Source organism: Sediminibacterium sp. (assembly GCF_019264485.1).
Taxonomy (GTDB): domain Bacteria; phylum Bacteroidota; class Bacteroidia; order Chitinophagales; family Chitinophagaceae; genus Sediminibacterium.
The window spans coordinates 1-26,349 of record NZ_JAHVAA010000005.1 but is presented as its reverse complement, the minus strand read 5'-3'; the positions used below and the strand labels follow the sequence as shown (position 1 = coordinate 26,349).

The 26,349-nt window shown below is 42.1% G+C and carries 25 protein-coding genes and 1 tRNA gene; 12 read left to right on the top strand and 14 right to left on the bottom strand.

What is annotated here, in order from left to right:
• Positions 1 to 15: 15 nt before the first annotated feature.
• From KXJ59_RS02755 to KXJ59_RS02735, 5 genes are all read right to left on the bottom strand, one after another.
• A complete protein-coding gene (locus tag KXJ59_RS02755) occupies positions 16 to 849 on the bottom strand; it encodes an energy transducer TonB (RefSeq protein WP_295200878.1) in 834 nt (277 codons plus the stop codon).
• A gap of 182 nt (positions 850 to 1,031) precedes the next feature.
• A complete protein-coding gene (locus tag KXJ59_RS02750) occupies positions 1,032 to 1,865 on the bottom strand; it encodes an energy transducer TonB (protein WP_295200877.1) in 834 nt (277 codons plus the stop codon).
• Positions 1,866 to 1,923: 58 nt separating this feature from the next.
• Positions 1,924 to 2,475, bottom strand: coding sequence for a biopolymer transporter ExbD (locus KXJ59_RS02745; RefSeq protein WP_295200875.1), 552 nt, complete (start codon positions 2,473 to 2,475; stop codon positions 1,924 to 1,926).
• A gap of 58 nt (positions 2,476 to 2,533) precedes the next feature.
• Positions 2,534 to 3,181 (bottom strand): biopolymer transporter ExbD, encoded by a 648-nt coding sequence (locus KXJ59_RS02740; RefSeq protein WP_295200873.1) that lies wholly within the window; start codon positions 3,179 to 3,181, stop codon positions 2,534 to 2,536.
• 69 nt (positions 3,182 to 3,250) lie between these two features.
• A complete protein-coding gene (locus KXJ59_RS02735; RefSeq protein WP_295200872.1) occupies positions 3,251 to 4,117 on the bottom strand; it encodes a MotA/TolQ/ExbB proton channel family protein in 867 nt (288 codons plus the stop codon).
• Between the two features lie 343 nt (positions 4,118 to 4,460).
• Between KXJ59_RS02735 and KXJ59_RS02730 the strand changes: the two genes are divergently transcribed.
• Both KXJ59_RS02730 and KXJ59_RS02725 read left to right on the top strand, forming a co-directional pair.
• Positions 4,461 to 7,031, top strand: a complete 2,571-nt coding sequence (locus KXJ59_RS02730) for a zinc-dependent metalloprotease (RefSeq protein WP_295200871.1) — start codon at positions 4,461 to 4,463, stop codon at positions 7,029 to 7,031.
• Between the two features lie 228 nt (positions 7,032 to 7,259).
• Complete coding sequence (locus tag KXJ59_RS02725) at positions 7,260 to 7,988, top strand: FAD-dependent oxidoreductase (protein ID WP_295200868.1); 729 nt, start codon at positions 7,260 to 7,262, stop codon at positions 7,986 to 7,988.
• A gap of 54 nt (positions 7,989 to 8,042) precedes the next feature.
• Here KXJ59_RS02725 and KXJ59_RS02720 read toward each other — a convergent pair whose 3' ends face one another.
• Both KXJ59_RS02720 and KXJ59_RS02715 read right to left on the bottom strand, forming a co-directional pair.
• A complete protein-coding gene (locus tag KXJ59_RS02720) occupies positions 8,043 to 8,426 on the bottom strand; it encodes a four helix bundle protein (RefSeq protein ID WP_295200865.1) in 384 nt (127 codons plus the stop codon).
• Between the two features lie 124 nt (positions 8,427 to 8,550).
• The gene (locus tag KXJ59_RS02715) at positions 8,551 to 10,014 is read right to left on the bottom strand and encodes a glycine--tRNA ligase (RefSeq protein ID WP_295200863.1); all 1,464 of its coding nucleotides are present in this window, start codon (positions 10,012 to 10,014) and stop codon (positions 8,551 to 8,553) included.
• Between the two features lie 240 nt (positions 10,015 to 10,254).
• Here KXJ59_RS02715 and KXJ59_RS02710 point away from each other — a divergent pair, with 240 nt between their 5' ends.
• A complete protein-coding gene (locus tag KXJ59_RS02710; protein ID WP_295200861.1) occupies positions 10,255 to 11,652 on the top strand; it encodes an aminopeptidase P family protein in 1,398 nt (465 codons plus the stop codon).
• An 82-nt stretch (positions 11,653 to 11,734) separates the two neighbouring features.
• Here KXJ59_RS02710 and KXJ59_RS02705 read toward each other — a convergent pair whose 3' ends face one another.
• The 3 genes from KXJ59_RS02705 to dtd are packed head-to-tail and all read right to left on the bottom strand — an operon-like array spanning position 11,735 to position 12,910.
• The gene (locus KXJ59_RS02705) at positions 11,735 to 12,061 is read right to left on the bottom strand and encodes a nucleotide pyrophosphohydrolase (protein WP_295200859.1); all 327 of its coding nucleotides are present in this window, start codon (positions 12,059 to 12,061) and stop codon (positions 11,735 to 11,737) included.
• A 4-nt stretch (positions 12,062 to 12,065) separates the two neighbouring features.
• Positions 12,066 to 12,458, bottom strand: coding sequence for a group III truncated hemoglobin (locus tag KXJ59_RS02700; protein WP_295200857.1), 393 nt, complete (start codon positions 12,456 to 12,458; stop codon positions 12,066 to 12,068).
• Positions 12,458 to 12,910 (bottom strand): D-aminoacyl-tRNA deacylase, encoded by a 453-nt coding sequence (gene dtd / locus KXJ59_RS02695; protein ID WP_295200856.1) that lies wholly within the window; start codon positions 12,908 to 12,910, stop codon positions 12,458 to 12,460. Before dtd ends, KXJ59_RS02700 begins: the two co-directional genes overlap by 1 nt.
• A gap of 36 nt (positions 12,911 to 12,946) precedes the next feature.
• Here dtd and arfB point away from each other — a divergent pair, with 36 nt between their 5' ends.
• The 5 genes from arfB (at position 12,947) to KXJ59_RS02670 (ending at position 17,125) form a co-directional block, all read left to right on the top strand.
• Entirely contained in the window at positions 12,947 to 13,357 is a 411-nt protein-coding gene (gene arfB, locus KXJ59_RS02690; protein ID WP_295200855.1) for an alternative ribosome rescue aminoacyl-tRNA hydrolase ArfB, read from the top strand.
• 3 nt (positions 13,358 to 13,360) lie between these two features.
• Entirely contained in the window at positions 13,361 to 14,059 is a 699-nt protein-coding gene (locus KXJ59_RS02685; protein ID WP_295200853.1) for an MbnP family protein, read from the top strand.
• Between the two features lie 26 nt (positions 14,060 to 14,085).
• A complete protein-coding gene (locus tag KXJ59_RS02680; RefSeq protein ID WP_295200852.1) occupies positions 14,086 to 15,129 on the top strand; it encodes a cytochrome-c peroxidase in 1,044 nt (347 codons plus the stop codon).
• A 161-nt stretch (positions 15,130 to 15,290) separates the two neighbouring features.
• Complete coding sequence (locus KXJ59_RS02675) at positions 15,291 to 16,796, top strand: polysaccharide biosynthesis C-terminal domain-containing protein (protein ID WP_295200850.1); 1,506 nt, start codon at positions 15,291 to 15,293, stop codon at positions 16,794 to 16,796.
• A gap of 5 nt (positions 16,797 to 16,801) precedes the next feature.
• Positions 16,802 to 17,125, top strand: a complete 324-nt coding sequence (locus KXJ59_RS02670) for a hypothetical protein (RefSeq protein ID WP_295200849.1) — start codon at positions 16,802 to 16,804, stop codon at positions 17,123 to 17,125.
• Positions 17,126 to 17,184: 59 nt separating this feature from the next.
• On the opposite strand, the gene KXJ59_RS02665 is transcribed toward KXJ59_RS02670, so the two are convergent.
• Entirely contained in the window at positions 17,185 to 18,324 is a 1,140-nt protein-coding gene (locus KXJ59_RS02665) for a hypothetical protein (RefSeq protein WP_295200847.1), read from the bottom strand.
• Between the two features lie 24 nt (positions 18,325 to 18,348).
• Here KXJ59_RS02665 and KXJ59_RS02660 point away from each other — a divergent pair, with 24 nt between their 5' ends.
• From KXJ59_RS02660 to KXJ59_RS02645, 4 genes are all read left to right on the top strand, one after another.
• Positions 18,349 to 18,828, top strand: coding sequence for a GAF domain-containing protein (locus KXJ59_RS02660; RefSeq protein ID WP_295200845.1), 480 nt, complete (start codon positions 18,349 to 18,351; stop codon positions 18,826 to 18,828).
• A gap of 308 nt (positions 18,829 to 19,136) precedes the next feature.
• Positions 19,137 to 20,411, top strand: a complete 1,275-nt coding sequence (locus tag KXJ59_RS02655; protein ID WP_295200843.1) for a DEAD/DEAH box helicase — start codon at positions 19,137 to 19,139, stop codon at positions 20,409 to 20,411.
• A gap of 94 nt (positions 20,412 to 20,505) precedes the next feature.
• The gene (locus KXJ59_RS02650) at positions 20,506 to 21,741 is read left to right on the top strand and encodes a serine hydrolase (RefSeq protein ID WP_295200841.1); all 1,236 of its coding nucleotides are present in this window, start codon (positions 20,506 to 20,508) and stop codon (positions 21,739 to 21,741) included.
• A 66-nt stretch (positions 21,742 to 21,807) separates the two neighbouring features.
• Positions 21,808 to 21,889 (top strand) — tRNA-Leu (locus KXJ59_RS02645).
• A 64-nt stretch (positions 21,890 to 21,953) separates the two neighbouring features.
• Here KXJ59_RS02645 and KXJ59_RS02640 read toward each other — a convergent pair.
• The 3 genes from KXJ59_RS02640 to KXJ59_RS02630 all read right to left on the bottom strand — a co-directional run bounded on the left by KXJ59_RS02640 (position 21,954) and on the right by KXJ59_RS02630 (position 26,164).
• Positions 21,954 to 23,060 (bottom strand): aminoglycoside phosphotransferase family protein, encoded by a 1,107-nt coding sequence (locus tag KXJ59_RS02640; protein ID WP_295200840.1) that lies wholly within the window; start codon positions 23,058 to 23,060, stop codon positions 21,954 to 21,956.
• On the bottom strand, positions 23,050 to 24,405 hold the full coding sequence (locus tag KXJ59_RS02635) for a Gfo/Idh/MocA family oxidoreductase (protein ID WP_295200839.1): 1,356 nt from the start codon (positions 24,403 to 24,405) through the stop codon (positions 23,050 to 23,052). The genes KXJ59_RS02640 and KXJ59_RS02635 overlap by 11 nt, the downstream gene beginning before the upstream one ends.
• Before the next feature lie 316 nt (positions 24,406 to 24,721).
• The gene (locus tag KXJ59_RS02630; RefSeq protein ID WP_295200837.1) at positions 24,722 to 26,164 is read right to left on the bottom strand and encodes a RagB/SusD family nutrient uptake outer membrane protein; all 1,443 of its coding nucleotides are present in this window, start codon (positions 26,162 to 26,164) and stop codon (positions 24,722 to 24,724) included.
• Between the last annotated feature and the right edge of the window lie 185 nt (positions 26,165 to 26,349).

Genomic DNA, 26,349 nt, shown 5'->3' with positions numbered 1-26,349 from the left:
TTATAATGTCTCACGTTAGGGTTGCTGCTCCGATACCTTGAATGTAATCATCTGTTTATGTCTGTATACCACTGCTCTTCCGTTCTGGTTGGCGGGTATCCATTTAGGGCCTTTTCTGATGACCCTTACCGCTTCATCTTTGGTACCATAACCTGGATCATTTTCTGCTTTTACATCGCTTACTTTTCCTTCTGTATCTACAACAAATGAAACTGTTACCGTATATACACCAACCGGTGCTCCGTTATCGGTGGGTAAATCACTGTTTAAATTCCGTTCCAGAAAACGCTGCCATTCTTTTATGCCTCCCGGAAATTCGGCCGCAATCTGAACGGTTTTGAATTCAGCATCAAGTTCATCGTCTTTCGATTTTATGCCTTTCGTAAGGCCGGTGCTTACTTCAACCGGGGGCGCTACAATTCCCTCGTCTGCCGTTCCTTCAATTTTTTCCAAACCAATCTTTACGTCGTTATACGCTTCTACCTCCTGCATTATATCTTCTTCTTTCACCTGGTCGTCTTCTACAATTTTTGGCGGTGTTAATACTTCTGTAGCTGTTTGTGGTTCTTCAATTTTAGGTTCGGGTGGTTTTACTTCTTCTACCGGTGGTTCATCTACTTTACTCAGTTCAATTTCAGGACCTGTATAAACCAGTTTTTTTGTTTCATCTTTTGCGTTGGCGAGAATAGAACCTACTGTAAATAATAAGCATAAGATGAACATGGCAGACAGTGCATACTTCATGCGTTTGTTATACATCACACGTAATTCATAAGCACCATAGTCTTTGTTGCGATGTGCAAATAATATCTCGAGGATATCATTTCGCTGGCTGAATTTCTTTTCCATAGCGTTGTGTTTTTAATGAGACGCCTGGGGGAGGAAATTCCATAAGAGAGAGTGAGTAGTGAGTAGTCAGTAGTGAGTGAGTTTTTTTCTACTCACTGACTACTCACTACTCACTACTCACTAAAAAAAAGCCATCACGCTTAACACGTGATGGCTTTTTTAAAATTTATCAGATAAAGAGATTACTCTTCCGATACCATGAATGTGATACTTTGTTTGTGACGATAGATTACCTGACGTCCGTTCTGAACGGCTGGCTTCCAGTTGGGTCCGCGTTTAATTACACGTACCGCTTCGTCTTTGGTACCATAACCGGGGTCGTTCTCAGCTTTTACTTCACTGATACCACCGTTTTTATCAACGATGAATGATACGATCACCGTGTATTTACCGGGAGGTGCACCATTTTCAACGGGCAGGTCCCTGTTCAGGTTACGTTCGAGGTATTTGGTCCAGGCAGGCAAACCACCGGGGAATTCCGCCGGGATCTGTACCACAGTAAATACTTTATCATAATCTTCTTCCTGTTTGGGGGCTTCTACCACACCGGTACCTTTTACTTCCACGGGTGGAGCAACGATACCTTCATCTTTAATACCTTCCTGGTTGATGGTACCGATCTTGGTATCTTCCAGTTTTTCCACTTCCTTGATTTCCTCTTCGGGTTTCACTTCTTCATCCTTCACAATTTTGGGAGGGGTGAATTTGGTGATCTCCACTTTAGGAGGCTCCTGTTTGGGTGGTGGTGGCGGAGGTGGTGGTTCAGGCTTCTTCTCATCCTGGTTCACTTTTTCAAGCTCCATATCCTGTACGAGGATCTGGGTCTTTTCTTTGTCGGATGAGTTGGCAATCAATGAACCTCCCAGGAAAAGCAGGCACACTACCACAGTTCCTATGATAGCGTAAGTAATACGCTTATTATAGGTTCTGCGGAGTTGGTACGCACCGTACTCTTTGTTTCTACCCTCAAAAACGATATCGAGGATATCCGCGGTTAAAATTTTATTTACGTCCATTGTTAGGTCTTTAAAATGTATGATTCATGTTGTGGTATTTTCCATACCAAAAAACCAATTAATTAGAAGCTGAAGCGCCGCCGCCGGCATCAGACAACTTTACCAATTGTTCTTCGACAGGGGAAATATCCACCAGCGCATAGCGCTTTAACACATTGATGGTCATTTCATCCAGAATATCCACCACATTTTTATAAGTGCTTTCAGATGAAGGCTTCAATACCACAACCAGGTCTTTTTCGTTGGTACGTGCTTTTTTCTCGAGCAGTACAGTACGAATTTCCTTGAAAGTGGATGATTTGAAGTTAGAACCATCCGGTGCCAGTTGACCTTCGTAGTAGAAGACATTATTGTCTTTTCCTAACAGAAGGGTAATAACACCTGATTCTTTTGCCTTATTCTGATCCTCCGGATTTTCGGCATCTTTTGGTAAAAAGAGCTTCATAGCCGTAGGTTGACTCATCGTTGTGGTGAAGATAAAGAATGTGATGAGCAGGAAGCCCAGGTCAACCATGGGCGTCAGATCAACACGGGTAGAGAGTTTCTTCCCTTTCTTGACCCCGGGGCCCTTTTTGTGGCCCCCGCTACTCGAGGTATCCATTTCTGCCATAACGGTAGAATTTAGTTTTCGTGAGTAATTTGTTTACTTACTACTGGTTCAACAGTATTTATTCGTCTCTTTTCTCTCCCGACATGGTTTTTTTCCAAAGTTCGGTGCCTGTTGGAACACTTTCAGGATTGGTGATCATCTGGAATTTCAGCTGATCTGTTTTCTTGAAAGCATCGATCACAGCTTTAAAAGCCGGATACTTGGCCGCATTATCGCCTTTTACCAGCAGGTTCATTTTATCGCCCAGGTAGGCATCTGTAATAGCCCTCATCCAGGTAACCATCTGGTTATCGGTTGAGTCCAGTACAGGAATACCGGGTAATTTTTCGCCCTTACGCTGTTCTTCAGGTAATGCCAGAAAAGAGGCCATCTGTCCGAAGGGTGCGCCATAAAAACCTGCTTTTTTGAATGCAGCAACATCCATATTCAGGTTCAATTGCGAGTTCAGCGCATTACACACCGCTTCTTTCTTTTGTTCTTCATCCATCGTAATAAATACCTTGCCATCCTTGTCGATCGTAATCATTACAATGTCTTTATCGGGGGCCACTTTTGCTGCCACTGAATTAGGAGTGGTTACAGCAATGGCTTCAGCCGGTTTAAACTTTGTAGTCAAGATAAAGAACGACAACAGGAGAAAGGCCACATCGCACATGGCTGTCATGTCGATATTGGTACTTTTACGAGGTAATTTGGCTCTTCCCATTGTTATTTATTTATAGCATTCACTAATTAAGATTCAAAACTTTTCATTTTCCATATAAATAATCAACGATTATTTATAGTTGGCAGCAAAGCTTTGAGTTAAAGTGAATCCAGACTCGTCGATACCATAAGTGATACCATCGATACGAGTGGTAAACATATTATACATAATGATCGCAATCGCAGAGGTACCGATACCCAGTGCAGTATTGTACAGGGCCTCAGAGATACCTTGAGACAGTTCACGTGCAGCTTCTCCACCACCTTCATCACCTAGTTTAGAGAATGAACGGATCATACCCAATACGGTACCGAACAGACCCAACAGGGTTGCTACAGAAGCGATGGTTGAAAGGAACACAAGGTTCTTTTCCAGCATTGGTAATTCCAGTGCAGTAGCTTCTTCAATTTCTTTCTGAATATTCAATACTTTCTGCTCGGTAGCGAGTTCAGTATTGCTGATCATTTCTTTATACTTACGCAGACCTGCTTTCATAACATTACCTACAGATCCTTTTTGCTTATCGCACTCAGCCAAAGCTTTATCAACTTCTTTGTTAGCCAGGTGGAACTGTACTTTACGGATAAACTCAGCAATATTACCGGCACCAGTTGCCTTAGAGATAGTGAGCATTCTTTCGATACTGAAAGTAACTGCAATCAGGAATGAACCAATCAGGATCGGTACTACGATACCACCTTCATACATTTTTGTGAAAGTACCTTTTGGACCCTGGTGTGCAGGCCAGAACCAATGACTTGGATCAGGATCTGGATTGGTAAAATTACCAGCACTTCCTAACACTATGCGCCAGATAAAATAACCACCCAGAATACATAAAATGGGGGCAAGTGTTGCAACTAAATTACTGTCCTTTTTAGGTTGAACAGACGTGGAGCTTTTTGGAGCTGTTGCAGTTGGTTTTGTCTCAGCCATGATTCGATTGATTTTTGTTTTTTAAAATAACAGTTGAGTTAAAAAATTATCCTCGCAATGCTAATGAAAAATGTAATTCACAGGTCAAACATTGTTTCAAAAGTCCGAAAGGGGTTACAAAATAGGTATTTTCCTGAAAGCGGCAAATTTGATTCGGCAAAAAGCCGCAAAGCTGTACACTTTCAAGGGTGGGCAAGATAAGGGGTTTCTTAAAAACCTGAATTACCTTTTCACCGACCCAAATTAAAGATTTTACCTTTCATCCAACACTATCGGAAAAAAAATTGTTGATTAATTTACGATGCTATCTTTAACGATTATTCAAAACCATTTAACTGAAACAATGAGAAATTATTTTATCGCAGCAGCAATGCTGGTTTCTACTGTGTCGGTTGCCCAAACCAGAGACACCACCCGCCCGGCTGGTACGCCTCAGATCGGCAATCTTCCCGGAGGGTTTACCGGCGGTGCTCCACGTCAGGGCCCGAGGGCTTACAAAGACGTTATTACAGGCAGAGCAGTATCACAGAAAGGTATGATTACGGTTCATAAAGTAGATGATAAATACTACTTTGAAGTACCCAATACCATCTTAGGCCGTGAAATTCTTGCAGTTACACGTTACATTAAAGTACCTGCCATTTCTGGTGCCGGTCGTGGTGCCTATGGTGGTGAAGTGGCCAACCAGCAAACCCTGGCTTTTGAAAAAGGCCCTAACAGCAATATCTTTCTGCGTACCATTACACTGATCAACGCAGCAGATCCTAAAGATGATATCTATAAAGCTGTTACCAATTCTAACCTGAATGCCATTGCCGCCTCTTTCCCCATCGCGGCATTTGGTAAAGACAGTGCCTCTGTGGTACTGGATGTTACCGATTATTTTAAAGGCGATAACCAGGTGGTTAGTATCAATGCCAATATCAAACGTTCTTTTGGTCTTGGTCCGATTGCCGGCGACAGGTCTTATATCCAGAAAATCAGTACTTACCCCATTAATACCGAAATCAGAACGGTTAAAACCTTTAGTGCAGGTGGCGGCGGAGCCGTGATCAGCCTTGGTGGCGGCGGTGGTAGCAATATCCCGGCAGCAAGTGCCTCAGGTGCCGTTACCATTGAACTGAATACTTCCATGTTATTACTGCCTGAAAAACCAATGACACCAAGAATTGCAGATAAGCGTGTTGGTTTCTTCACAGATGATTATGTACTCTTCGGCGATGATCAGCAGAAAGTAGAAAACAAGGAATTTGCTGTTCGTTGGAGACTGGAACCCAAAGACGAAGATGCCGACAAATGGAAAAGAGGTGAACTGGTTGAACCCAAGAAACCCATTATCTATTATATAGACCCCGCTACTCCCAAGCAGTGGAGAAAACACCTGATCCTCGGTATTAATGACTGGCAGAAAGCTTTTGAAAAAGCCGGTTTTAAAAATGCCATCATCGGTAAAGAGTGGCCAGAGAACGACACTACCATGAGTCTGGAAGATGCGCGCTATTCTGTAGTTCGCTATTTCGCTTCTCCAACAGAAAATGCATACGGACCTAATGTGCACGATCCAAGAAGTGGTGAGATCCTTGAAAGCCATATTGGCTGGTACCATAATGTAATGAAACTGGTACACGACTGGTATATGATTCAAACCGCTGCTACAGACCCCCGTGCCCGTAGTATGAAATTTGATGATGATTTGATGGGTGACCTGATTCGCTTTGTGTCATCACATGAAGTAGGACATACACTCGGTCTGCGCCACAACATGGGGAGCAGCAGCAAGACACCGGTTGATAAATTACGTGATAAAGCATGGGTTGAAGCCAATGGACATACTGCTTCTATCATGGACTATGCCCGTTTTAACTATGTGGCTCAGCCTGAAGACAATATTTCTAAAGCAGGTTTATATCCACGTATTGGCGACTATGATGCATGGGCCATGCGTTGGGGTTATGGCTATATTCCAGGTGCTACTGAGGAAGAGGTAAAAAAGAACAGTAACAAACTGGTTACTGAAACACTGAAAGCCAATCCACGCACATGGTTTGGCACTTATGAGTCTGGCAATCAGGCCGACCCAAGAAGCCAGAGCGAAGACCTGAGTGATAATGCAGTTAAGGCAAGTGATTATGGTGTAAAAAACTTACAGCGTATCCTGACTAACCTGAATGAGTGGACCAAAGAAGAAGGCGATCAGAATGAAAATATTGCTACCATGTATGGTCAGCTTTTAGGACAGTTCCGTCGTTATGTTGGTCATGTTACCCGTAACATTGGTGGTGTATATGAAACTTTTAAAGTAGCTGAGCAGGATGAGCCTGTTTATGAGCCTACTCCAAAAGCCATGCAGCGCGATGCATTGGGTTACCTGAACCGTCAGGTATTCCAGACGCCAACCTGGTTGATTGATAAAAAAATCTGGAACAAGATTAATGCACCGGGTACTGCTGATCCTTTAGCAGCAACACAGGAAGGTACATTGGCTGGTTTGCTGACACTCGACAGACTGAATCGTATGCAGTATAGTGCAGAACGTTTTGGTGCTGATAAAGCTTACAGTGCGCTGGAAATGATGGGCGATCTGCAGAATGAATTATTCAGTGAGTTGAAATCAAATAAAGCTATCGACAACTATCGCAGAATGTTGCAGAAGAGCTATGTAGAGAAACTGAATAATTTACTCAATCCTCCTAATATTACCGTAACAGGAATTATTATTGGTGGTGGCGGATTCAACAATCCTTATGCTTCAGGCGCAAACAGTCGCAGTGATGTTTACAGCATTGCACGTGCCCAACTTACACAGTTGCGTGCACAGGTAAATGCAGCAGCAGCTACCAATGCCGACAGAATGAGCAAGATCCATTTACAGGACCTCGCTGAGAAAATAAAGAGAGCATTAGATCCTAAATAAAAGCAGGATTTATCTCTATTAAAAGGCGCAGTAACTATTTACTGCGCCTTTTTTAATTTGGAAATTTGTGAATTTGGAGATTTGGAAATGAGTACAAATTTGAGTGGCTGGTTAAAAAATTAAACAACTGCGTTGTTTAATCCCCCCATTTCCAAATTTCCAAATTGCCTCATTTTCTCCACAGGAGTTCCTTGAACAAATTATCTTATATTGTGTAAAACCATTCGTATGCTTGAACCATGGCGCACCGGAAAAGTCATCAGGATTGAAGACGCTACCGATTCTACACGTCGTTTCTGGATCGAGATCCCGGAATTGGCTTCCTTTGATTTCAAACCCGGACAGTTTGTAACACTGGATCTCCCGATTCATGAAAAAAAGAACAAACGCTGGCGCAGCTATTCCATTGCCTCGGCACCGGATGGAACCAATATTATTGAACTCGTCATCGTATTACTCGAAGATGGCGCAGGCACTAATTATTTATTTAAAGAAATACAGGTAGGCAGTGAATTAACACTTCGTGGTCCACAGGGTGTATTTACCTTACCTGAGATGATTGAGAAAGATCTTTTTCTGATATGTACCGGAACAGGTATTGCACCTTTCCGTTCCATGGCACATCATATTCACCGGCACAAACTTCCACACCAGGAAATACATATTATTTTCGGCTGCCGCAAACATGGCGATTGCCTGTATGGTCCTGAATTAAAACAGTTGGAAAAAGATGAACCGGGTTTTTACTACCATCCTGTTTTCTCCCGTGAAGAATTGGTTCCTGATGGCGCCTATACCGGATATGTTCACGGTGTGTACGAAGAATTACTCCGCATCAATAAAAAACCCGCCCATTTTTATCTCTGTGGCTGGAAAAATATGATCGATGAAGCGAAGCAACGGATTATTGCTATGGGGTATGAGAAGAAAGATATTCATCTGGAACTGTATGGGTGAGGAAACAGAGGAATAAGAAATAAGGAATAAGAAAGTCAATAGAGAAATAAGGAATCAGGAAGGGAGGGGTTTTCGGGTATTGTTCTTTTTGGCGGTATCAATGCTTTTAAGGAAGATAAATACGAGTTCTGTACATTCTTGTCTTATTGTTGACAGGTTAATTGGAATTTCCCAGTTCAATTTTTCTATAATAGCCAGGCAATTTCTTGTTTCGCGCAATTCTTTGAGTGCGACTTTCATTTTATGAATAAAATCGGTTCTGGATTCTGCGGATTGGGCCTCGCCATAATGCAAAGCCGGTGCTGACCCACTTCTGGTCAATTGCCCTCCCAAATGATTTCCTGCAAATGTCCTCGGAAGTTTCTCTGCCGTCTGAATACAGCAAACTGCAAATTGAATCAACCTGTCTTCAAGATCAAATTTGTATCTGGTTTCCATACAACAGCTTTATCACACAAATTTCATCTATATACTTAAAAAAAAGTAGCGTATTTATACTGTGTATAAATACGCTACTCATATTACTTTCTTATTCCTTATTTCCTATTTCTTATTCCTCTGTTTACAACGCCTCTGTGACAATTCTCCTGACCTCTTTCATCGCAACTCTTTCCTGCATCATGCTATCTCTATGCCTGATGGTTACCGTGCCGTCTTCTTTGGTTTGATGATCGATGGTTACGCAGAATGGGGTGCCGATGGCATCCTGGCGGCGATAACGTTTTCCGATGGCATCTTTTTCTTCATAGAAACATTTGAAATGCGGTTTGCATTCTTCCAGTAACTCTTTTGCAATTTCTGGCAAACCATCTTTTTTCATCAGCGGAAGAATGGCCAGTTTGTTGGGTGCAATTTTTGCCGGAATACGCATCACTACCCGGCTATCTGTTGAACCATCTTCTTTGGTAAGGGTTTCTTCGTCATACGCATGACTCATCACCAACAGGAACATACGATCCAGACCGATGGATGTTTCTACTACATAGGGAATATAGTTGCCATAAGGTTTCCCTGTTGAAGGATCAACATCAGCATCAAAATACTGCTGTTTTTTCTTGCTGTATTCCTGGTGGCTCTTCAGGTCGAAATCGGTTCTGCTGTGAATACCTTCTACTTCTTTGAAACCAAACGGAAACTCATATTCAATATCCAACGCTGCATCGGCATAATGCGCCAGTTTTACGTGATCGTGGTAACGGTATTTTTCTGCCGGAATGCCAAGGCTCTTGTGCCAATTCAGTCTTTCCTGTTTCCAGTAATTATACCATTCCATCTGTGTGCCGGGGCGAACAAAAAACTGCATTTCCATCTGTTCAAATTCACGCATGCGGAAGATAAACTGGCGTGCCACAATTTCATTACGGAATGCTTTACCTGTTTGTGCAATACCAAAAGGTATTTTCATTCTCGCCGTCTTCTGCACATTCAGGAAATTCACAAAAATACCCTGTGCCGTTTCGGGACGCAGGTAAATAGTATCGGCATCTTCGGCCACCGAACCCAGTTGGGTTGAGAACATGAGGTTGAACTGGCGTATATCGGTCCAGTTGGCTGTACCACTTACACTACAAACAATTTTCTGGTCGGTCATCAACTGTTTTAGTCCCGCAAAATCTTCTGCTGCCAATAATTGATCCATTTGCGCAATCAATGCATCGGCTTCTGATTCCGCACCTTTTTCTCGTAATTGATCCGCTTTGGCCTCAATCAAATGATCAACCCTGTATCTTTTCTTACTGTCTTTATTATCGATCATCGGGTCACTGAAATTGTCTACGTGACCGCTGGCTTTCCATGTGGTGGGGTGCATAAAGATGGCCGCATCGATACCAACAATATTGTCGTGCATCTGCGTCATGCTTTTCCACCAGTAATCACGGATATTTTTCTTCAGTTCGCTACCATACGGACCATAGTCATATACCGCACTTAACCCGTCATAAATTTCACTACTCTGAAATACAAATCCATACTCTTTGGCATGTGATATAATGGCCTGGAAACGATTGTCTTGTTGTATGCTCATAACGGGGCAAAAGTAAGAGAATAAGCTACAAGCTGCAAGCGACAAGCAACAAGTAGTGTAAAAAAGATAATATGAATAAGAAAGTGGGGGCAAGTTACAAGCGACAGGTTACAAGTATTCTAACCCAAACCTTGTGGCTTGCAGCTTGTGGCATGTAGCTTCCCTCCTGGCCTTTCCTCATTTTTTTTAGCCCGGCTCACTGAAAACCTATAGTTTTAATGCGCTCAAAAAAAATACAACATGCTCAGAAAAACATGCTTCAGGCTGCTTTGTTTATTGATGCCGGCCTTTGCTTTGGCCCAGCAAACCACAGAGTACCCTAACGATTACCTTAGCCCCGAGTTTCATGCCGGTCGCCGTGCCGCTTTCAGGGAAATGATGCCCAATAACTCCGTAGGCGTATTTTTTGCCTCCCAGGTAAGGGTAAGAAACAATGATGTAGACTACCAATATGCACAAAGTAAAAATTTCTACTATTTCACTGGACTGGAAGAGCCCAATTCTCTTTTACTCCTCTTCAAACAACCAGTAACCATTCTGGGTGCTACAGGAACCGAGTTCATTTTTGTGCAAAACCGCAATCCACAACAGGAAATGTGGACAGGTAAAATTCTGGGTGTAGAAGGTGTAAAGAATAAATACAAAATTCAAAACGTATTCACCAACGATAAATTCACGGCCAGTACTTTCGACTTTAATACAGTTGATTCTATCCTGAGTTTATACAAAGGGGAAGGTATTCTCTCGAAATACAGTACCGGCGACCAATTATCGCGGATGGCTGGTATTATAGATAATGTCATCAATTCCGGGAAAAAACTTGCTGATCCTCGTTATTCTACCAACAGGATTATGTCTGCTTTAAGAGGTATTAAACAACCAGAAGAAATCAGGTTGCTGGAAAAAGCTACACTCATGAGCTGCGAAGGTCATAATGATGTAATGCGTGCAATTAAACCCGGCATGACAGAATACCAGGCCCAGGCCATCATGGAATATAATTTCAAGAAAAATGGTTCTGAATATCCCGGCTATCCCAGCATTAACGGATCTTCAGAAAATGCATGCGTTCTTCATTATGTTACCAATCTTCGTTTAATGAAAGATGGAGATCTGCTACTGAGTGATTGTGCAGCAGAATACCATGGCTATACGGCTGATGTTACCAGAACCATTCCGGTAAATGGCAAATTTACTCCCGAGCAAAAAATCATTTATGAGCTGGTTCTCGAAGCACAGGATTCTGGTTTTGCAGCCTGTAAACCCGGCAATGCATTTGGCGCTGTTGATGCGGCCGCACGTCGTGTCATCAATCGCGGACTCATTAAACTGGGTATTGCAGCCAATGAACAGGAAGCACGTCAATATTTCCCACACGGTACATCTCACCATCTCGGATTGGATGTACACGATATGGGACCACGTACTTTACAGGAAGGAGTTTTCTTAACAGTAGAACCCGGCATTTATATTCCACCGGGAAGTAAGTGCGACAAAAAATGGTGGAGCATCGGTGTTCGTATTGAAGACGATATCCTGATTACCAAAGACGGTCACCGTAACCTCTCTGCCTCTTCTCCCCGTTCTGTAGCGGAAATTGAGAAAATGGCGAAGCAGAAAAGCATTTTTGGAAAATAACCAACAGAGAAATGTCGAATATCCAACGTCGAAGTAAAATCGCACTTCAACATTGGATATTCGACATTTCTCTGTTCTTCTGTTACTTCAGCTTCTCATTATTCTTATGCCGCTCTGCGTCGCGGATATTTTTTTTGTTGAAATTTTTCTCCAGCGCTTCCGTCAGGTTTACACCGGTTTGGTTGGCCAAACAGATGAGCACCCATAGTACATCGGCCATTTCATCGCTGATTTCTTTTCCTTTATCTGATTCTTTAAACGACTGTTCTCCATATTGCCGCACCATCAGCCGGCTCAGCTCTCCTACTTCTTCCATCAATATGCCAAGATTGGTTAACTCGTTAAAATAACGAACACCTGTTGTGTTGATCCATTGATCTACCTGTTGTTGCGCCTCTTGTATTGTCATGGTATTATTGTTTTGTATTGATGGTCAATTCGCCATGTATGGTTTTTATTTTCATGACCGTTGCAATAGATAAAGCTCTTTGTTTAGCCAGCTCTGCTTTATCACCTGAAAATAATTCATCGATTGTTGACTGGAATAGGTTTACCCATCTTTCAAAATGCTGATCGGTAAAAGCAGACTTGGCGTGCAGCTGCTGATGAACTGCAATAGCATTCGATTTATACCTGGCAACACCAAATAATACCGTTTCCCAGAAATCAATAATTACCGGCAGGTGTTGTTCAAGATCCATTTGAATCACTTCAGTAAAATAGTGACCAATGATTTCATCTGGAATGGCTTTTGCGTAAAATACACGCATCAATTTTTCAATATCTTCTCTGTTTTCAATATCCATCACTCTTTGTTTTTCGAATCCATGACAATGGTTACAGGACCGTCGTTCAGCAGACTCACTTTCATATCGGCGCCAAAAATACCTGTCTGAACAGGTTTACCCAGATCAAGCGATAACTGAGCTATCATGGATTCATAAACCGGTATGGCAATTTCGGGTTTCGATGCTTTTATATACGATGGCCGGTTTCCTTTTTTTGTACTTGCATGCAGGGTAAACTGGCTTACAAGTAAAATTCCGCCTTCGGTATCTTTTACAGAGAGATTCATTACACCGTCGGCATCATCAAAAATTCGGATATTCACAATTTTATTACTCAGCCATTCAATGTCTTCTTTTGTGTCTGCATCTTCAATACCCATCAGTACCAGTAACCCCTTCCCAATGCTGCCCGTAATATTTCCATCTACCCTTACTGACGCTTCGCTCACTCTTTGTATCACAATTCTCATAATTGATTCCGCTTTTTGTACGAACTTTATTTTGAAATGAAGATAGATATTAGAACTGAGATATTGTTTCAGACTGCACGCAGCGGTGGCAAAGGTGGCCAGAATGTAAACAAGGTGGAAACCATGGTGGAAGGCCGTTGGAAAGTGGCCGATTCTGTATTTTTTTCTGCTGAACAAAAGGCCCTGATTATAGAAAGGCTCAGTAATCGTATTACCGACGATGGTTATTTGCTGGTGAAATCGCAGTCTGAAAGATCGCAACTGGGTAATAAGGATGAAGTGATCCGCAAAATAACACAGCTGATAACGACTTCCCTGATTAAACGGAAAATACGAAAGCCCACCAAACCCACCAAAGCAGCGAAAGAGAAAAGACTGGAGTCAAAGAAACAACATACAAGGAACAAGGAACTAAGAAAAAGAATCAACAAGAACGATTATCTCTGATTTGTGAAAAGAACTGCAATACTCATATTCCTATTTATCTGTCAGTCTCTGATGGTGTCTGCACAAAAAAAACAGACACTTACCATACGTTTCAACAATCGCTTTGGCAATGAACAATTGCTTCCTGAACAAACCTATTCACTAAATAATACCGATACACTAGTTGTTAATCGTTTCAAATATTATATCTCAAATATTCAGCTTACGAATACTGAGGGTAAAACCATTATTCCCGAAAACCAATATTTTCTTGTTGATATTGCAGATGAAAAAAGTTTATCGATTCAACTGAATATACCAGAAGGAAAATATACAGGCATCCGTTTTTTATTAGGGGTTGACAGTATCCGTAATGTTTCGGGCGTACAAACTGAGGCGCTCGATCCATTACATGGCATGTTCTGGACCTGGAACAGTGGCTATATAATGGCCAAATTAGAAGGCACAGCCAGCAGTTCCATGATTGCAGGTAAACAGTTTACTTATCATATTGGCGGTTTTCGAAAGCATCATAATACCACCAGACTCATTCAACTTCAGTCACCAGCATTTACAGATTCAATCACCATCATTGCCGACGCAGCAAAATGGTTCAATGGCATCAATATTTCCAAAGAACCTGTTTGCCACAGTCCGGGTACCCTCGCTGTTCGTTTTGCAGACAATTACAGTAAAATGTTTTCCATCGCAGTAAAAGAATGAGATACCAGAAAACGATAATCGCGCTTTTGTTATTGAGTATCCTGTGTACCGGCTGGATGTATATGGGAAATTATTTCGCGCCTACACCTGTTCGCTTCCTCGTACCAAAGGGCTGGCCACAGCCCGTATATAATTTTAAAGAGAATCCTCTCACAAAAGAAGGAATTGAATTGGGCAGACAGTTATTTTATGATACACGTTTAAGTAAAGATGGTACTATTTCATGTGGCACCTGTCACCAGCAGTTTGGGGCTTTCAATACCTATGACCATCCGCTGAGTCATGGTTTTAACAACTCACTCACTACACGTAATGCTCCGGGTTTATTTAACCTGGCCTGGCAAAAAGAATTTATGTGGGATGGTGGCATCAATCACCTCGATCTTCAGCCACTCGCCCCCATTACTGCAGAAAATGAAATGGCCGAAAGTCTGGTTACTGTGATCAAAAAACTACAGGCAGAAAAAGAATACCGGAAATTATTCAAAGCGGCGTTTGGTGATGAAACGATCAATACACAACGTTTAACCAGGGCTATCAGCCAGTTTCTGCTCACTTTTATCAGCAGTAACAGTAAATACGATCGTGTTAAAATGGGGCTGGATAGTTTTATCCTTCCCGAGAAACTGGGTTATGAAATTTTCCAAAAAAAATGTGTGAGTTGTCATACAGAGCCCTTTTTTACCGACTACAGTTATAGAAATATTGGCATGCCTGTTGATCCGTTTTTAAAAGACCTGGGGCGGATGAAAATCACCAGTGAAAGCAATGATTCTTTAAAATTCCGTGTACCGAGTCTGAGAAATGTAATGCGTACTTTTCCTTATGGCCATGACGGTCGTTTCTTTTCCGTACTCAGTGTAATGGAGCATTACAGGAAAAACATGGTGATCAGTGCCACTACCGACAGTTTATTAAGAAACAGGCTTCCATTATCTAATTTCGAGATTGGGCAGCTTACGGCATTTCTGTACACACTTACCGACAGTAGTTTTCTCCAGAATCCACATCTTGCCGCTCCCGGCAAAGGCATCAGCACTACTGCGCCTGCAGATATTCATAATAAATAATGAATGTTCCGGTCTATTCTTGAATTTAAAGCGAAGAAATGCGATGTTTGTGAGATGAGTCCGAAAGACCGGAAGACAGGAAGTCTGCAAGCAATTCACTATTGGTTATTTCCTGTCTTTCGGACTTTCGGTCTCCAGACTTTCGGACTAAAAACACTTCATTGAGCAGTATCAAAAAATTAGCAGGACAAACATTATGGTATGGGGTACCCACCATTGCCGTTCGTTTTTTGGGCTATGCTTTAAATATTCTTTTGTTCTGGTGGTATGAACCAAGCAGTACAGCAAGCATCACCCAGATATATGCAGCGATTCCTTTTTTAAATATCTTATTTACTTACGGTTTAGAAACCAGTTATTTCAGGTTTATACAGGATCATGATAAAACAAAAGTGTTCAATACTTTTTTGTCTTCCATTATCGTAACTACGGTTGTTTTAACGGGTCTTTTATTATGGCAGGCACCAGCAGTGGCTGGTATGATTGATTTTGCCGAACATCCTGAATATATCCGTTGGATGGCATGGATTCTTTTTTTTGATACCCTTTCTGTAATTCCTTTTGCTAAACTAAGACAGGAAGGACGACCACGTATGTATGCTTTTATCAAAGTATTCAGTATTGTGGTAAATGTTTTACTGGTATTATTCTTTATTGGTCTATGCCCCAAATTATACCGGGAAAACCCTGAAAGCATATGGTTATCGGTATACGATCCATCCGTCGGTATTGGTTATTATATTATTGCCAATGTAATTACCGCCGTACTTACGCTGCTATTACTTACTAAAGAATTATGGGGGTTCCGGTTTTCTTTCGATTTTAATCTTTGGAAAGCTGTAATGAAATATTCTTACCCATTAATTATTGTTGGATTGGGAGGCATGATCAATGAAATGCTTAGCAGGTTAGTGTACACAAGGGTATTGGATCTGCCGCGCGATGAAGAATTACGTCAACTGGGTATTTTTGGCGCCAACTATAAAGTGGCTGTATTGATCACCATTTTTATTCAGGTATTCAAAATGGGGGCAGAGCCATTTTTCTTTAACCAGTCTAAAGAAGAAAATGCACCACGCACTTACGCCAGGGTAATGAAATTCTTTGTGATTGCCTGTGCATTCATGTGGCTGGCCATTGTTGTTAACCTTCCCCTGATCAAATACCTTGCCTATCGCACCAATGCTGGAGCGTATGGAGAAGGTCTTTCCATTGTTCCTATACTCGCCATGGGCAGTGTGTTTCTGGGTATTTATTATAACCTGAGTGTCTGGTATAAGCTTACCAACAAAACACTTACAGGTGCATGGATTACAATAGCCGGTGCCGGTATTACCATTCTGCTCAACATCTGGTGGATACCACTATTTGGTTATAATGGCAGTGCCTGGGCCACTTTTGTCTGTTATGCTTTTATGATGGTTATGAGTTATAAACTCGGACAAAAGCACTACCCTATTCCCTATGCTACAAAAAAACTGATTGCCTATCTTGTTATTGTTATACTGCTGTTTTTAATACACCAATTGTTTGTGTATTTTCTTCCGCAATTCTGGCTTGGCATAGCTTTTGGCTTCTTACTGCTGGGTGTTTTCGGCTGGTTTATTTTACTGGTAGAAAGAAAAGAATTTAAAAAGATGCCGGTAATTGGCAAATACATCAAATAAATATTATGGTATCAGCCAAAAAATTCGGAGAGATCGCTTTGTCAATGACGGATACAGATGTAATCCCTCATTTTGATAAACAGGCTTTCAGGAAAAACAAAAAGATATTTGCTTCCGTTCACCCAGAAACATTACTGGCAATGGTTAAACTAACCCCGGAACAACAATCGGTTTACCTGCAATCACCCGGCAATATATGCTATGCGGCATCGGGTGCCTGGGGCAGAAGTGGGTGTACCCTTTTTAACCTGGAGAATGTTCATATACCCCTTACAAGAGAATTAATAAAACTGGCCTGGGGCAATATTAGCAGCAGTGAAAAAAGTTAATTGTTCTTCGTTAAACTTTATCAATTGTTTACCGCAGGGAACATGAGTACGCGGTAGTATTATTTAAGTTCTTTTATAAAAACCCTGAACCGTTTATACAGTTCTCCACCGAGCTTCTCACATTCTGCACGCATGGTACGATTGGTTTCAAGAATGAGATGACTATCCATATGTGTCATTCTTTTTGCTGAAGCTGTTTTGATCAATGCCATAGCCATAAACACATCTAACCCTTTACCACGATAGCCTTCTTTAACGGCACCCAGTAAAAGATTGAGTTGTTTGCTCTTTCGCATAGCTGAAAGAATATACAGCAGTCCGAAAGGAAATAATTTTCCCTTTGCTTTTTGTAAACCTTTGCTCATATCGGGCATAGCCACTACAAATGACAATAATGTTCCTTTATCATCCACTATTGCTTTTACAAAAGAAGGATTGAGTATAGGCAGGTATTGTTTCACCATTTTATCTATTTCACTATCCGACATCGGAACAAAACCAAAGAGCGATCTGTATGTTTCATTAATGAGCTGAAACACGGGTAGTACATAAGGTTTCAGTTCTTTTCTGCTCCTGAACTCCAGCAGATGCACCTGCGTGTTTTGTGCAACCCTTGTCAATACACGTTCATACAATGCAGGTAGTTGATCGGGTATGGGTATGCGATACGATACACAATCGAGATACTTACTATAACCCAATGATTCTAATAGCAAGGGCATATAAGCCGGATGCGCTGGTGTAGCAATAACCGGCAAGTGCTCCAGTCCATCTATCTGAAAACCCTGTGGATCTTTATCAGAAAAACCAAATGGACCTATCAGTTGATGCATTTCATTTTCACTTGCCCATTCTTCTACTGTTTGCAGGAGTAATGATGCTACCTGCAAATCATTGATGCAATCCATCTGGAAAAATCTGGCTGTTTTTTCCTCGTGCAGGCGGTTGTATTCCTGGTGAATAATACCCATGATGCGCCCTACAGGTTCATCATTTTTATAAGCGATCCATCTCTCAACGATGGCGTAGGCTAAGGCAGGATTTTTTTGGGAGTCATGAAACTGGTATTCGTCTGCATACAGTGGTGGTACCCAGCGGGGATCATCTTTATAGAGTTTTGAGGGCAGCTTTATAAAGTTACCCAGCTCATTGCTGTTCTTTATTTTCTGAATACGTAAACCCTGATGAAGCATTGCCAAACTTAAGTTTTTTATCTTTGTGCTATGGCAGAAGACTTAAGTATCATTAAAGGCGATAAAGAGGCGCAATATGTGTCGCTTATCCCTCAAATAAAAGCATTACTGGAAGGCGAAACAGACCTGGTAGCCAATCTCGCCAATATTGCCGCTGCATTAAAAGAACAGTTCGGTTGGTTTTGGGTTGGTTTTTATTGGGTGAAAAATGATGAGCTGGTACTGGGGCCTTTTCAGGGACCTGTTGCCTGTACACGTATCCGTAAAAGAAGAGGTGTATGTGGCACCAGTTGGGCAGAAGCCAAAACCCTGATTGTTCCCGACGTTGAAAAATTTCCCGGACATATTGCCTGCAGCAGTCTGTCAAAATCTGAAATCGTTGTTCCCATTATCAGAAATGGAGAAGTGCTGGGTGTTTTAGATGTAGATGCCAGCGAACTGGATCAATTTGATGAAGTGGATCAGCGGTATCTGGAGGAGATTGTTAAATTAGTGAGTGGTGAGTGGTGAGTAGTGAGTAGTGAGTAGATATTAAAAACTCACTACTCACTACTCACTTCCTCAACTCACCCCGGCCCTCTCTGCTGCGCAAAGAGGGAGTAGTATTGGGCGCTCCTCTCACGTCTCACCTCTCACGTTTCACGTAATCTGACATTTTTCCCTTATCTTTGCATCATTCATATACTCTCTCTACACGACCGATTTCCTTCCGTGACAAAGTTCATCAGTCTTTTAACAGGTAGCTACAAGCATCCACAGTAGGAAGGTTATATAACAACTGAGCGATTTCAGTTGTGTTGTATTAAAAATTTATTCCATTGACATTTGATTCATTGAATCTGATCGAGCCCATTTTACGTGCGCTCCAGACAGAAGGTTACACTATCCCTACGCCCATCCAGCAACAGTCTATTCCGGTAGTATTAGAAGGAAAAGATTTACTGGGTTGCGCACAAACAGGTACAGGTAAAACAGCCGCTTTTGCCATTCCTGTTTTACAACTATTGGTACAGCAGAAAAATGCAGCACCCGGTATTAAAGCACTTATCCTTACACCTACAAGAGAGCTGGCTATTCAGATCGATGAAAGTTTTGCTGCTTATGGTCGTTATACACAACTCAGACATACTGTTATTTTTGGTGGTGTATCTCAGTTACCACAAACACAGGCTTTAAAAAGAGGTGTAGACATATTGATTGCTACACCGGGTCGTTTACTTGACCTGATGCAACAGGGTTTTATCAATTTACATCAGTTACAATTATTTGTATTGGATGAAGCCGATCGTATGCTCGACATGGGTTTTATTCATGACGTTAAAAAAGTAATTGCCAAATTACCGGCGAAAAGACAAACACTTTTCTTTTCAGCTACCATGCCGCCTGAAATTGCAGGACTGGCCAACAGTATTTTAAACCATCCTGTAAAAGTAGAAGTAACACCTGTTTCTTCTACCGTAGAAAAAATTGAACAGTCGGTTTATTTTGTTGAGAAGCAAAACAAACGTTTACTGTTGAATCATTTATTACAGGATGCGACTATTGAAACCGTACTGGTTTTTACGCGTACCAAACATGGTGCCGATAAAGTGGTAAAAGACCTTCATAAAGCAGGTATTGGTGCCGCGGCTATTCATGGCAACAAATCGCAGAATGCACGTCAGCGTGCTTTGACTGATTTTAAAACAGGCAACCTGCGGGTACTGGTTGCAACAGATATTGCAGCAAGAGGTATTGATGTGGAGCAGTTATCGCACGTCATCAATTACGAATTGCCTAATATTCCTGAAACCTATGTTCACCGTATCGGAAGAACGGGCAGAGCAGGTGCATCGGGTATTGCCATTTCGTTTTGTGATGCAGAAGAAAAAGCCTACCTCAAAGACATTCAGAAACTGATTGGCATTTCAATACCACAGGTAATTGACCAGCCTTATGCGATGAACGATATTTCACTGACGAATTTTAAACCGGCTCCCAAACAAAGCCAGGGTAATAACCGCCAGGGTAATAATGGTCAGCGCAGGTCTTTCAGAGGTGGCGACAGCAGAAGGTATGCTGGTAATGGCCAGCAAAGACAAAGAAGAGACTAGGAGAAAGAAATCAAGAATCAGGGATCAAGAGTCAAGATTCAGGGTTCAAGGAACAAGGATATAGGGATAAAAGCTATTTCGCTAATTTAGTAACATGAATCAGCGAAATAGCTTTTTTGCATTTATACTGCTGGTATGCTCCTGCAGTTTTTCTTTTGCACAAAAATCAACAGCCGTTTATTTTCCTCCGGCTGGAAAATGGGAGCAGCGTGTTCCATCCTCCCTTGGTATTAAAGAAAATATATTGAATGATGCCATCTCGCTTGCCAAAGCGGGCGAATCAAAAAATCCGCGCAGTATGGAGCTCAACCATTACCGCACATTTGGTAAAGAACCATTTGGAGAAGGTATTGGTCCATTTGCCGATCGTGGCGAGGCAACAGGTATTATTATCTACAAAGGATATATCGTAGCGCAATGGGGTGAACCCGATCGCTGCGATATGACACATAGTGTTACCAAAAGTTTTTTATCGGCCATTGTAGGTGTTGCTGTTGACAAGGGTTTGATTACAAATGTAACAGACACTGTGGCCGGATATGTTCCACCAATTGAATTATACCAGCCGCAACAACCCGTAAACAGACCTGCTGAAGCAATTGGACAGCCGCAAATGCTTTTCCCTTTCTCTTCACCGCATAACCAAACCATTACCTGGGACGATCTGCTTCGTCAAACCAGCGACTGGGAAGGTACACTCTGGGGTAAACCCGACTGGGCCGACAGACCAGATGCAGATGCTTCTAAATGGATGAACAGAACCCGAAACAAGCCAGGCACTACTTACGAATACAATGATGTTCGGGTGAATGCACTGGCATTGGCCGCAACAGGTGTGTGGCGTAAACCATTACCTCAGGCACTTAAACAATATATCATGGACCCCATCGGCGCCTCGAATACCTGGCGCTGGACGGGTTACCGGAATGCATGGATTGTATTGGACGGACAGCCAGTACAGTCGGTTAGTGGTGGCGGACATTGGGGTGGTGGTATGTTTATTAATGCATATGATATGGCCAGATTTGGATGGCTTACTTTAAACCGTGGTAAATGGAATGGTCAGCAATTGCTGAGCGAAACCTGGATTAAACAGTCATTAACACCTACCGCTCCCAAAACAGATTATGGTTATATGAACTGGTTTTTAAATACGGGTAAAAAGTTTTTACCCAGTGCCCCCGAAACCGCCTTTACACATGTTGGAAACGGTAATAATTTGATTTATGTTGATCCTGAGCATGAACTGGTGGCCGTAATACGCTGGATCGACAGCCGTTCGCAGAATGCTGTAATTGGAAAGATCATTGAAGCATTACCGGTTAAATAAAGGAAATGATTAGCGCGTATTTTTTGCGTAAATCCCCTACTTTTGCCACCCGATCTAAACAAATAAGCGGATGTGGCGAAACTGGCAGACGCACTAGACTTAGGATCTAGCGGGGTGACCCATGTAGGTTCGATTCCTATCATCCGCACACATTAATTCGCAATAAAAGACCCATTAGTTGGGTCTTTTTTGTTGGCTCTATGGTAGCCGAATTATTTAATCCGCTGAAAAACAGCTTCAATAATCTTTTCAAGCACCGGTTTTGCTTGTATCAACTCCTCTAATAATTTCTTTTGATTAAGCGCCCTGTTCAAATTATGATCAGGATATTTTGCACCATAATACCTGTCGTTCTCGAGGTAGTCGGTAGCGAAACGCAGGCACTGCATATAAATCATAAACTCTCCTGCATACACTAAAAGATTTCTTTCTGATGCGGTGAGTATATCTTTCATTTCTGAGAGATAGCCGTTTATAATGGCTTCAAAAAAATCTTCGCGGATGGTAACTTTATTAAAATCTGTTTCTTCTTCATTGGCAGTGCAGGTGAATGTGCGGATCATATCGCCGAGGTCGCTGATAAAATAACCGGGCATCACCGTATCGAGGTCTATCACAGCAAGTCCGCGATCCTGTTGGTCGAATAATACATTGCTTATTTTGGTATCATGGTGCATGGGGCGAAGAAGCATGCTGCCAGATTTCACCATGTTTTGAAATTGAGTAACAATACCTGAATGTTCTTGTAAGAAATTAATCAGCTCCTTTGCAGCCATAAGTCTTGATGGCTGAGCTGTTGTTACTGCTGTTTCAAAATGCTGATACCGCAATGTGAGATTATGAAAGTCTTCTATGGGGTTTCCGAGTTCCTTTGTATCAAGTGCATTCAGTCTTCTGGCAAATCCGGCAAACTGTCTGGCAGCCTCGAAAGCCTGCTTCGAATTATTCACCACCGTGTTACAAACAGAGTCTTCTAAAAAATGAAACATCCTGAAATAGCCGTTTCCCGCTACATACAGAAGTTCTTTGCCCTCTCTGTTTTTCAAAGGCAATGGCAGTGCATATGCAGGATAATGCAGGCGAATATGTTCAGCAATTTTTTTGAGGTTATGTTCAATGATAAACGGGTCTCTGAATACCTGGTCGTTCACTTTTTGAAGAATATAGGAACCATCTGCACCTGCAATCTTCCAAGTGGAGTTGATCAGTCCATTACCCATCCTTTCAATGTGTACAGCAGTTGTAATCTGTTCAAATGAATCGGCAACAGCAGAGGGTATAGATTGCTGCGTATATATTTCCGGTAGCTTAATACTCATCTGTTAATGCAAATACTGGTTTTCGATACATCCACTGTCCGCCGCTAAAATCGGGGAAAGCTATGGTTGAATTGCCGTTGGCAATAGACTGTTCACTTAAAGGTGTAATGGCACTCCATGCAGCCGCATCGTACACATCCATTGCTGTAGCTACATTGCGTTTTACCGATTCAATAAAAGAATGCACCACATAAAAATCCATTCCTCCATGACCCGATCCTTCTGCTTCTTTGCTCCATCTTGCCCATAAGGGATGATCGTATTTATCGAGCCATTCTTTGGCCGTATCCCACTGGTGTGCTTTTGCTGCTTTTTTCTCTATGTAGATACTCTTATTTACATCCATCCATATACCTTCTGTTCCCTGCACCCTGAAGCCTAATGAATAGGGTCTTGGTAAATTGGTATCGTGTTGTAAAAGGATGGTTTCTCCATTGGCACATTGCAGTGTTGTAGTAACTACATCACCCAGTTTAAATTCAATTTTGGCATTGGGATGATCTTTTCCGCAATGATCCTCCACATATTTATGCAGTCCTCTTGCTTTTGAAGCAAATGAATTCAGACTCACAAACCTGTTTCCCCGATTGATATTGATATAGTGTGCTATCGGGCCTATTCCATGTGTGGGATACAGATCACCATTTCTGTAAACACTGTGATGGGTGCGCCACCTGGCTTCTGTCCAGCCCTTATCACCAAATTCACAGCCTTTCCCATAAGCATCAATGCCGTTATTAAATTTCACTTCACGCAAATCGTGCTGGTAGCCGCCCTGTAAATGAACCAGCTCTCCAAACAGTCCCTGCCGCACCATATTCAGCACCGCCATTACATCTCGTCTGTAACATACATTTTCCAGCATCATTACATGCCCCTTGTTTCGTTCAGCAGCACGTACTACTTCCCAATGATCTTCGAGGGTAATACCAATCATTACTTCGGTACCAACATATTTAATACCAGCATCGAGCGAGGTAATGATCATTTCTTTATGCCACTCCCATGGTGTGGCTATCAGGATGGCATCTAATTTCGATTTCTCCAGCATGGTTTTCCATGCATAAGGATTGCCGGTAAATATTTCCGGCATTTTTTTCTGCGATTTTTCAATCATTTTTTTGGCACTTGCCAGCATTCTGTCGTCAATATCACAGATGGCAACCAGTTCCACATCACTCCGGCGTAATAGAAGGTCGAGGTGGTTCTGCCCCCTTAACCCAACGCCAATAACTGCCATTCGAACCTTGTCTTTGTTGGCCGATGCCAGTAAGTTATTTACAGGCGCCATGGCAATAGCCGCTGCGGCCATGCCCGAAGAGGTAATAAATGTCTTTCGATTCATGTGCATGATACTTAATGGTTGATGCTCTTGTTTGAAGTAGCTATATCATCTGCTAGTTACTTCTCAGCCGTGACAAGTTAATACATCATAGCAATAAAAATGAAACCCTGGTTAGCGCAAACAGAAAAATGCAGGATAATTTCATTGTGTAATCAGCGGAGATAACAACGGGTATCATGAGTGTAATGCTGAAAATCGATACCTCATCAATCATATTGGGAATGGCAAAATACCTACGGGGATAATAAACCGATTGACAAATAAAAAGAGACTATCCGAAAGGTTTACGGATAGTCTCTTTTTATTTTAGATTCTATTAGTTGGTATAACCTGGGTTCTGCTGGATAACAGGGTTAGCCTGAATTTCAGCATTTGGAATAGGTAACAGGAAGCGGAAGTTACCTGCAGCTAATGTAGTTGCAGCGTTCACCTGAGGCAAATCAACAGTTAAACGAACAACAGGCAGATTTCTTCTTTTCAGGTCCCAGAAACGGTGACCTTCATAAGCCAGTTCCTTGAAACGCTCATCCATGATGGCAGTGATGGCTGCATCTTTGCTGGCTAATACAACAGGTGTATAACCAGTGATACGGGCAGTTCTCAGTGCATTCAGGTCTGTAGCAGCACCAACGAGGTCGTTGTTTTCTGCACGGGCTTCAGCACGGATCAGGTACATTTCACCAGTACGGAACACTTTGGCATCAGCTACGTTCTCAGTAGCAGTACCATAGGTAGTACCTTCATATTTCTTGATCAGACGAGTGTATTTACGACCTGTACCAACAAGCAATGGCTCGTTTTTAGCATACGCCCCAAAACGAACATCATTTGTCTGATCGTACATATCCCAGAGTTTCTGAGCGATGGTCCAGGTAATAGCACCGATATTGCTTGCACTGGCAGAAGTACCGCGCCATAAGCTACCGATACGACCACCCAGAGAAGCGGTACGGCTTAATTTGAAAGCAGTTTCGTTGCTATTGGCATCAGTCCAGATACCTGGGAAATTAGCACGTGTAGCTAAAGGAACCGCATTGATGTATTCTGTGCTGAATGTAATGGCATCATTCCACTCTTTCTGATACAATGCAACACGGGCCTGTAAAGCAGCAACGGCAGGACGTGTTGCTCTGTACACATTGGTACCTGAAAAATCAGTAGGTAGCAATGGTTTGGCAGCAGCCAGATCAGCTTTTAATTTCTGGAAATAAGGAGCTACCGTAATACGGGCCTGTGGCTGTAATGAAGGTGTTTCCATATAAGCCATAGCCAGATCGGTACCTACAGCACTATTGCTGTAATAACGATACAGTTCAAAATGGCAGAAAGCTCTCAGGAACAAAGCTTCACCTCTTAATCTTGAACGTTTAGTTTCATCAGCAGCATTGGCAGCTGTTGCATTTGGTAATGCCTGTAACACACGGTTTACACGGTCGATGATACGATAGTACAGGTTAAAAGCTGTATAACTATCACGGATAGAGATATCTGTTGAGCTGTACTGCCATTCGTGAACAGTAGCAGCATTGTAAAAATCTGCCGATACTACTTCATCTGCAAATACAGCATTCAGCAAAATGCCCATTTCTACGTTCATCGCAGCATACGCACCAATGATACCTTGTTCATTGTTGGTTACTGTTTTCAGGGCGATATCACCTGCAATCAGGTCAGTCTCTTTAATCTCTACCAGTTTCTGGCAGGAAAAAAGCGTAGACACCAGCATCGCAGTGAGGATCAGTATTTTCGTTTTTTTCATTGTCATTGTTTTAGAAATTCGATAATGAATATTAATGCCTAGTTTATTGAATTAGAAATTAATATCCAGACCAGCTACGAACATTTTAGGGTTAGGATATTCGTTCAAGCTGATATTGTTACCATCTTCAGGATCCAGACCTTTCCATGGGCTCCAGATAGCCAGGTTCTGTGCTTGCACATAGA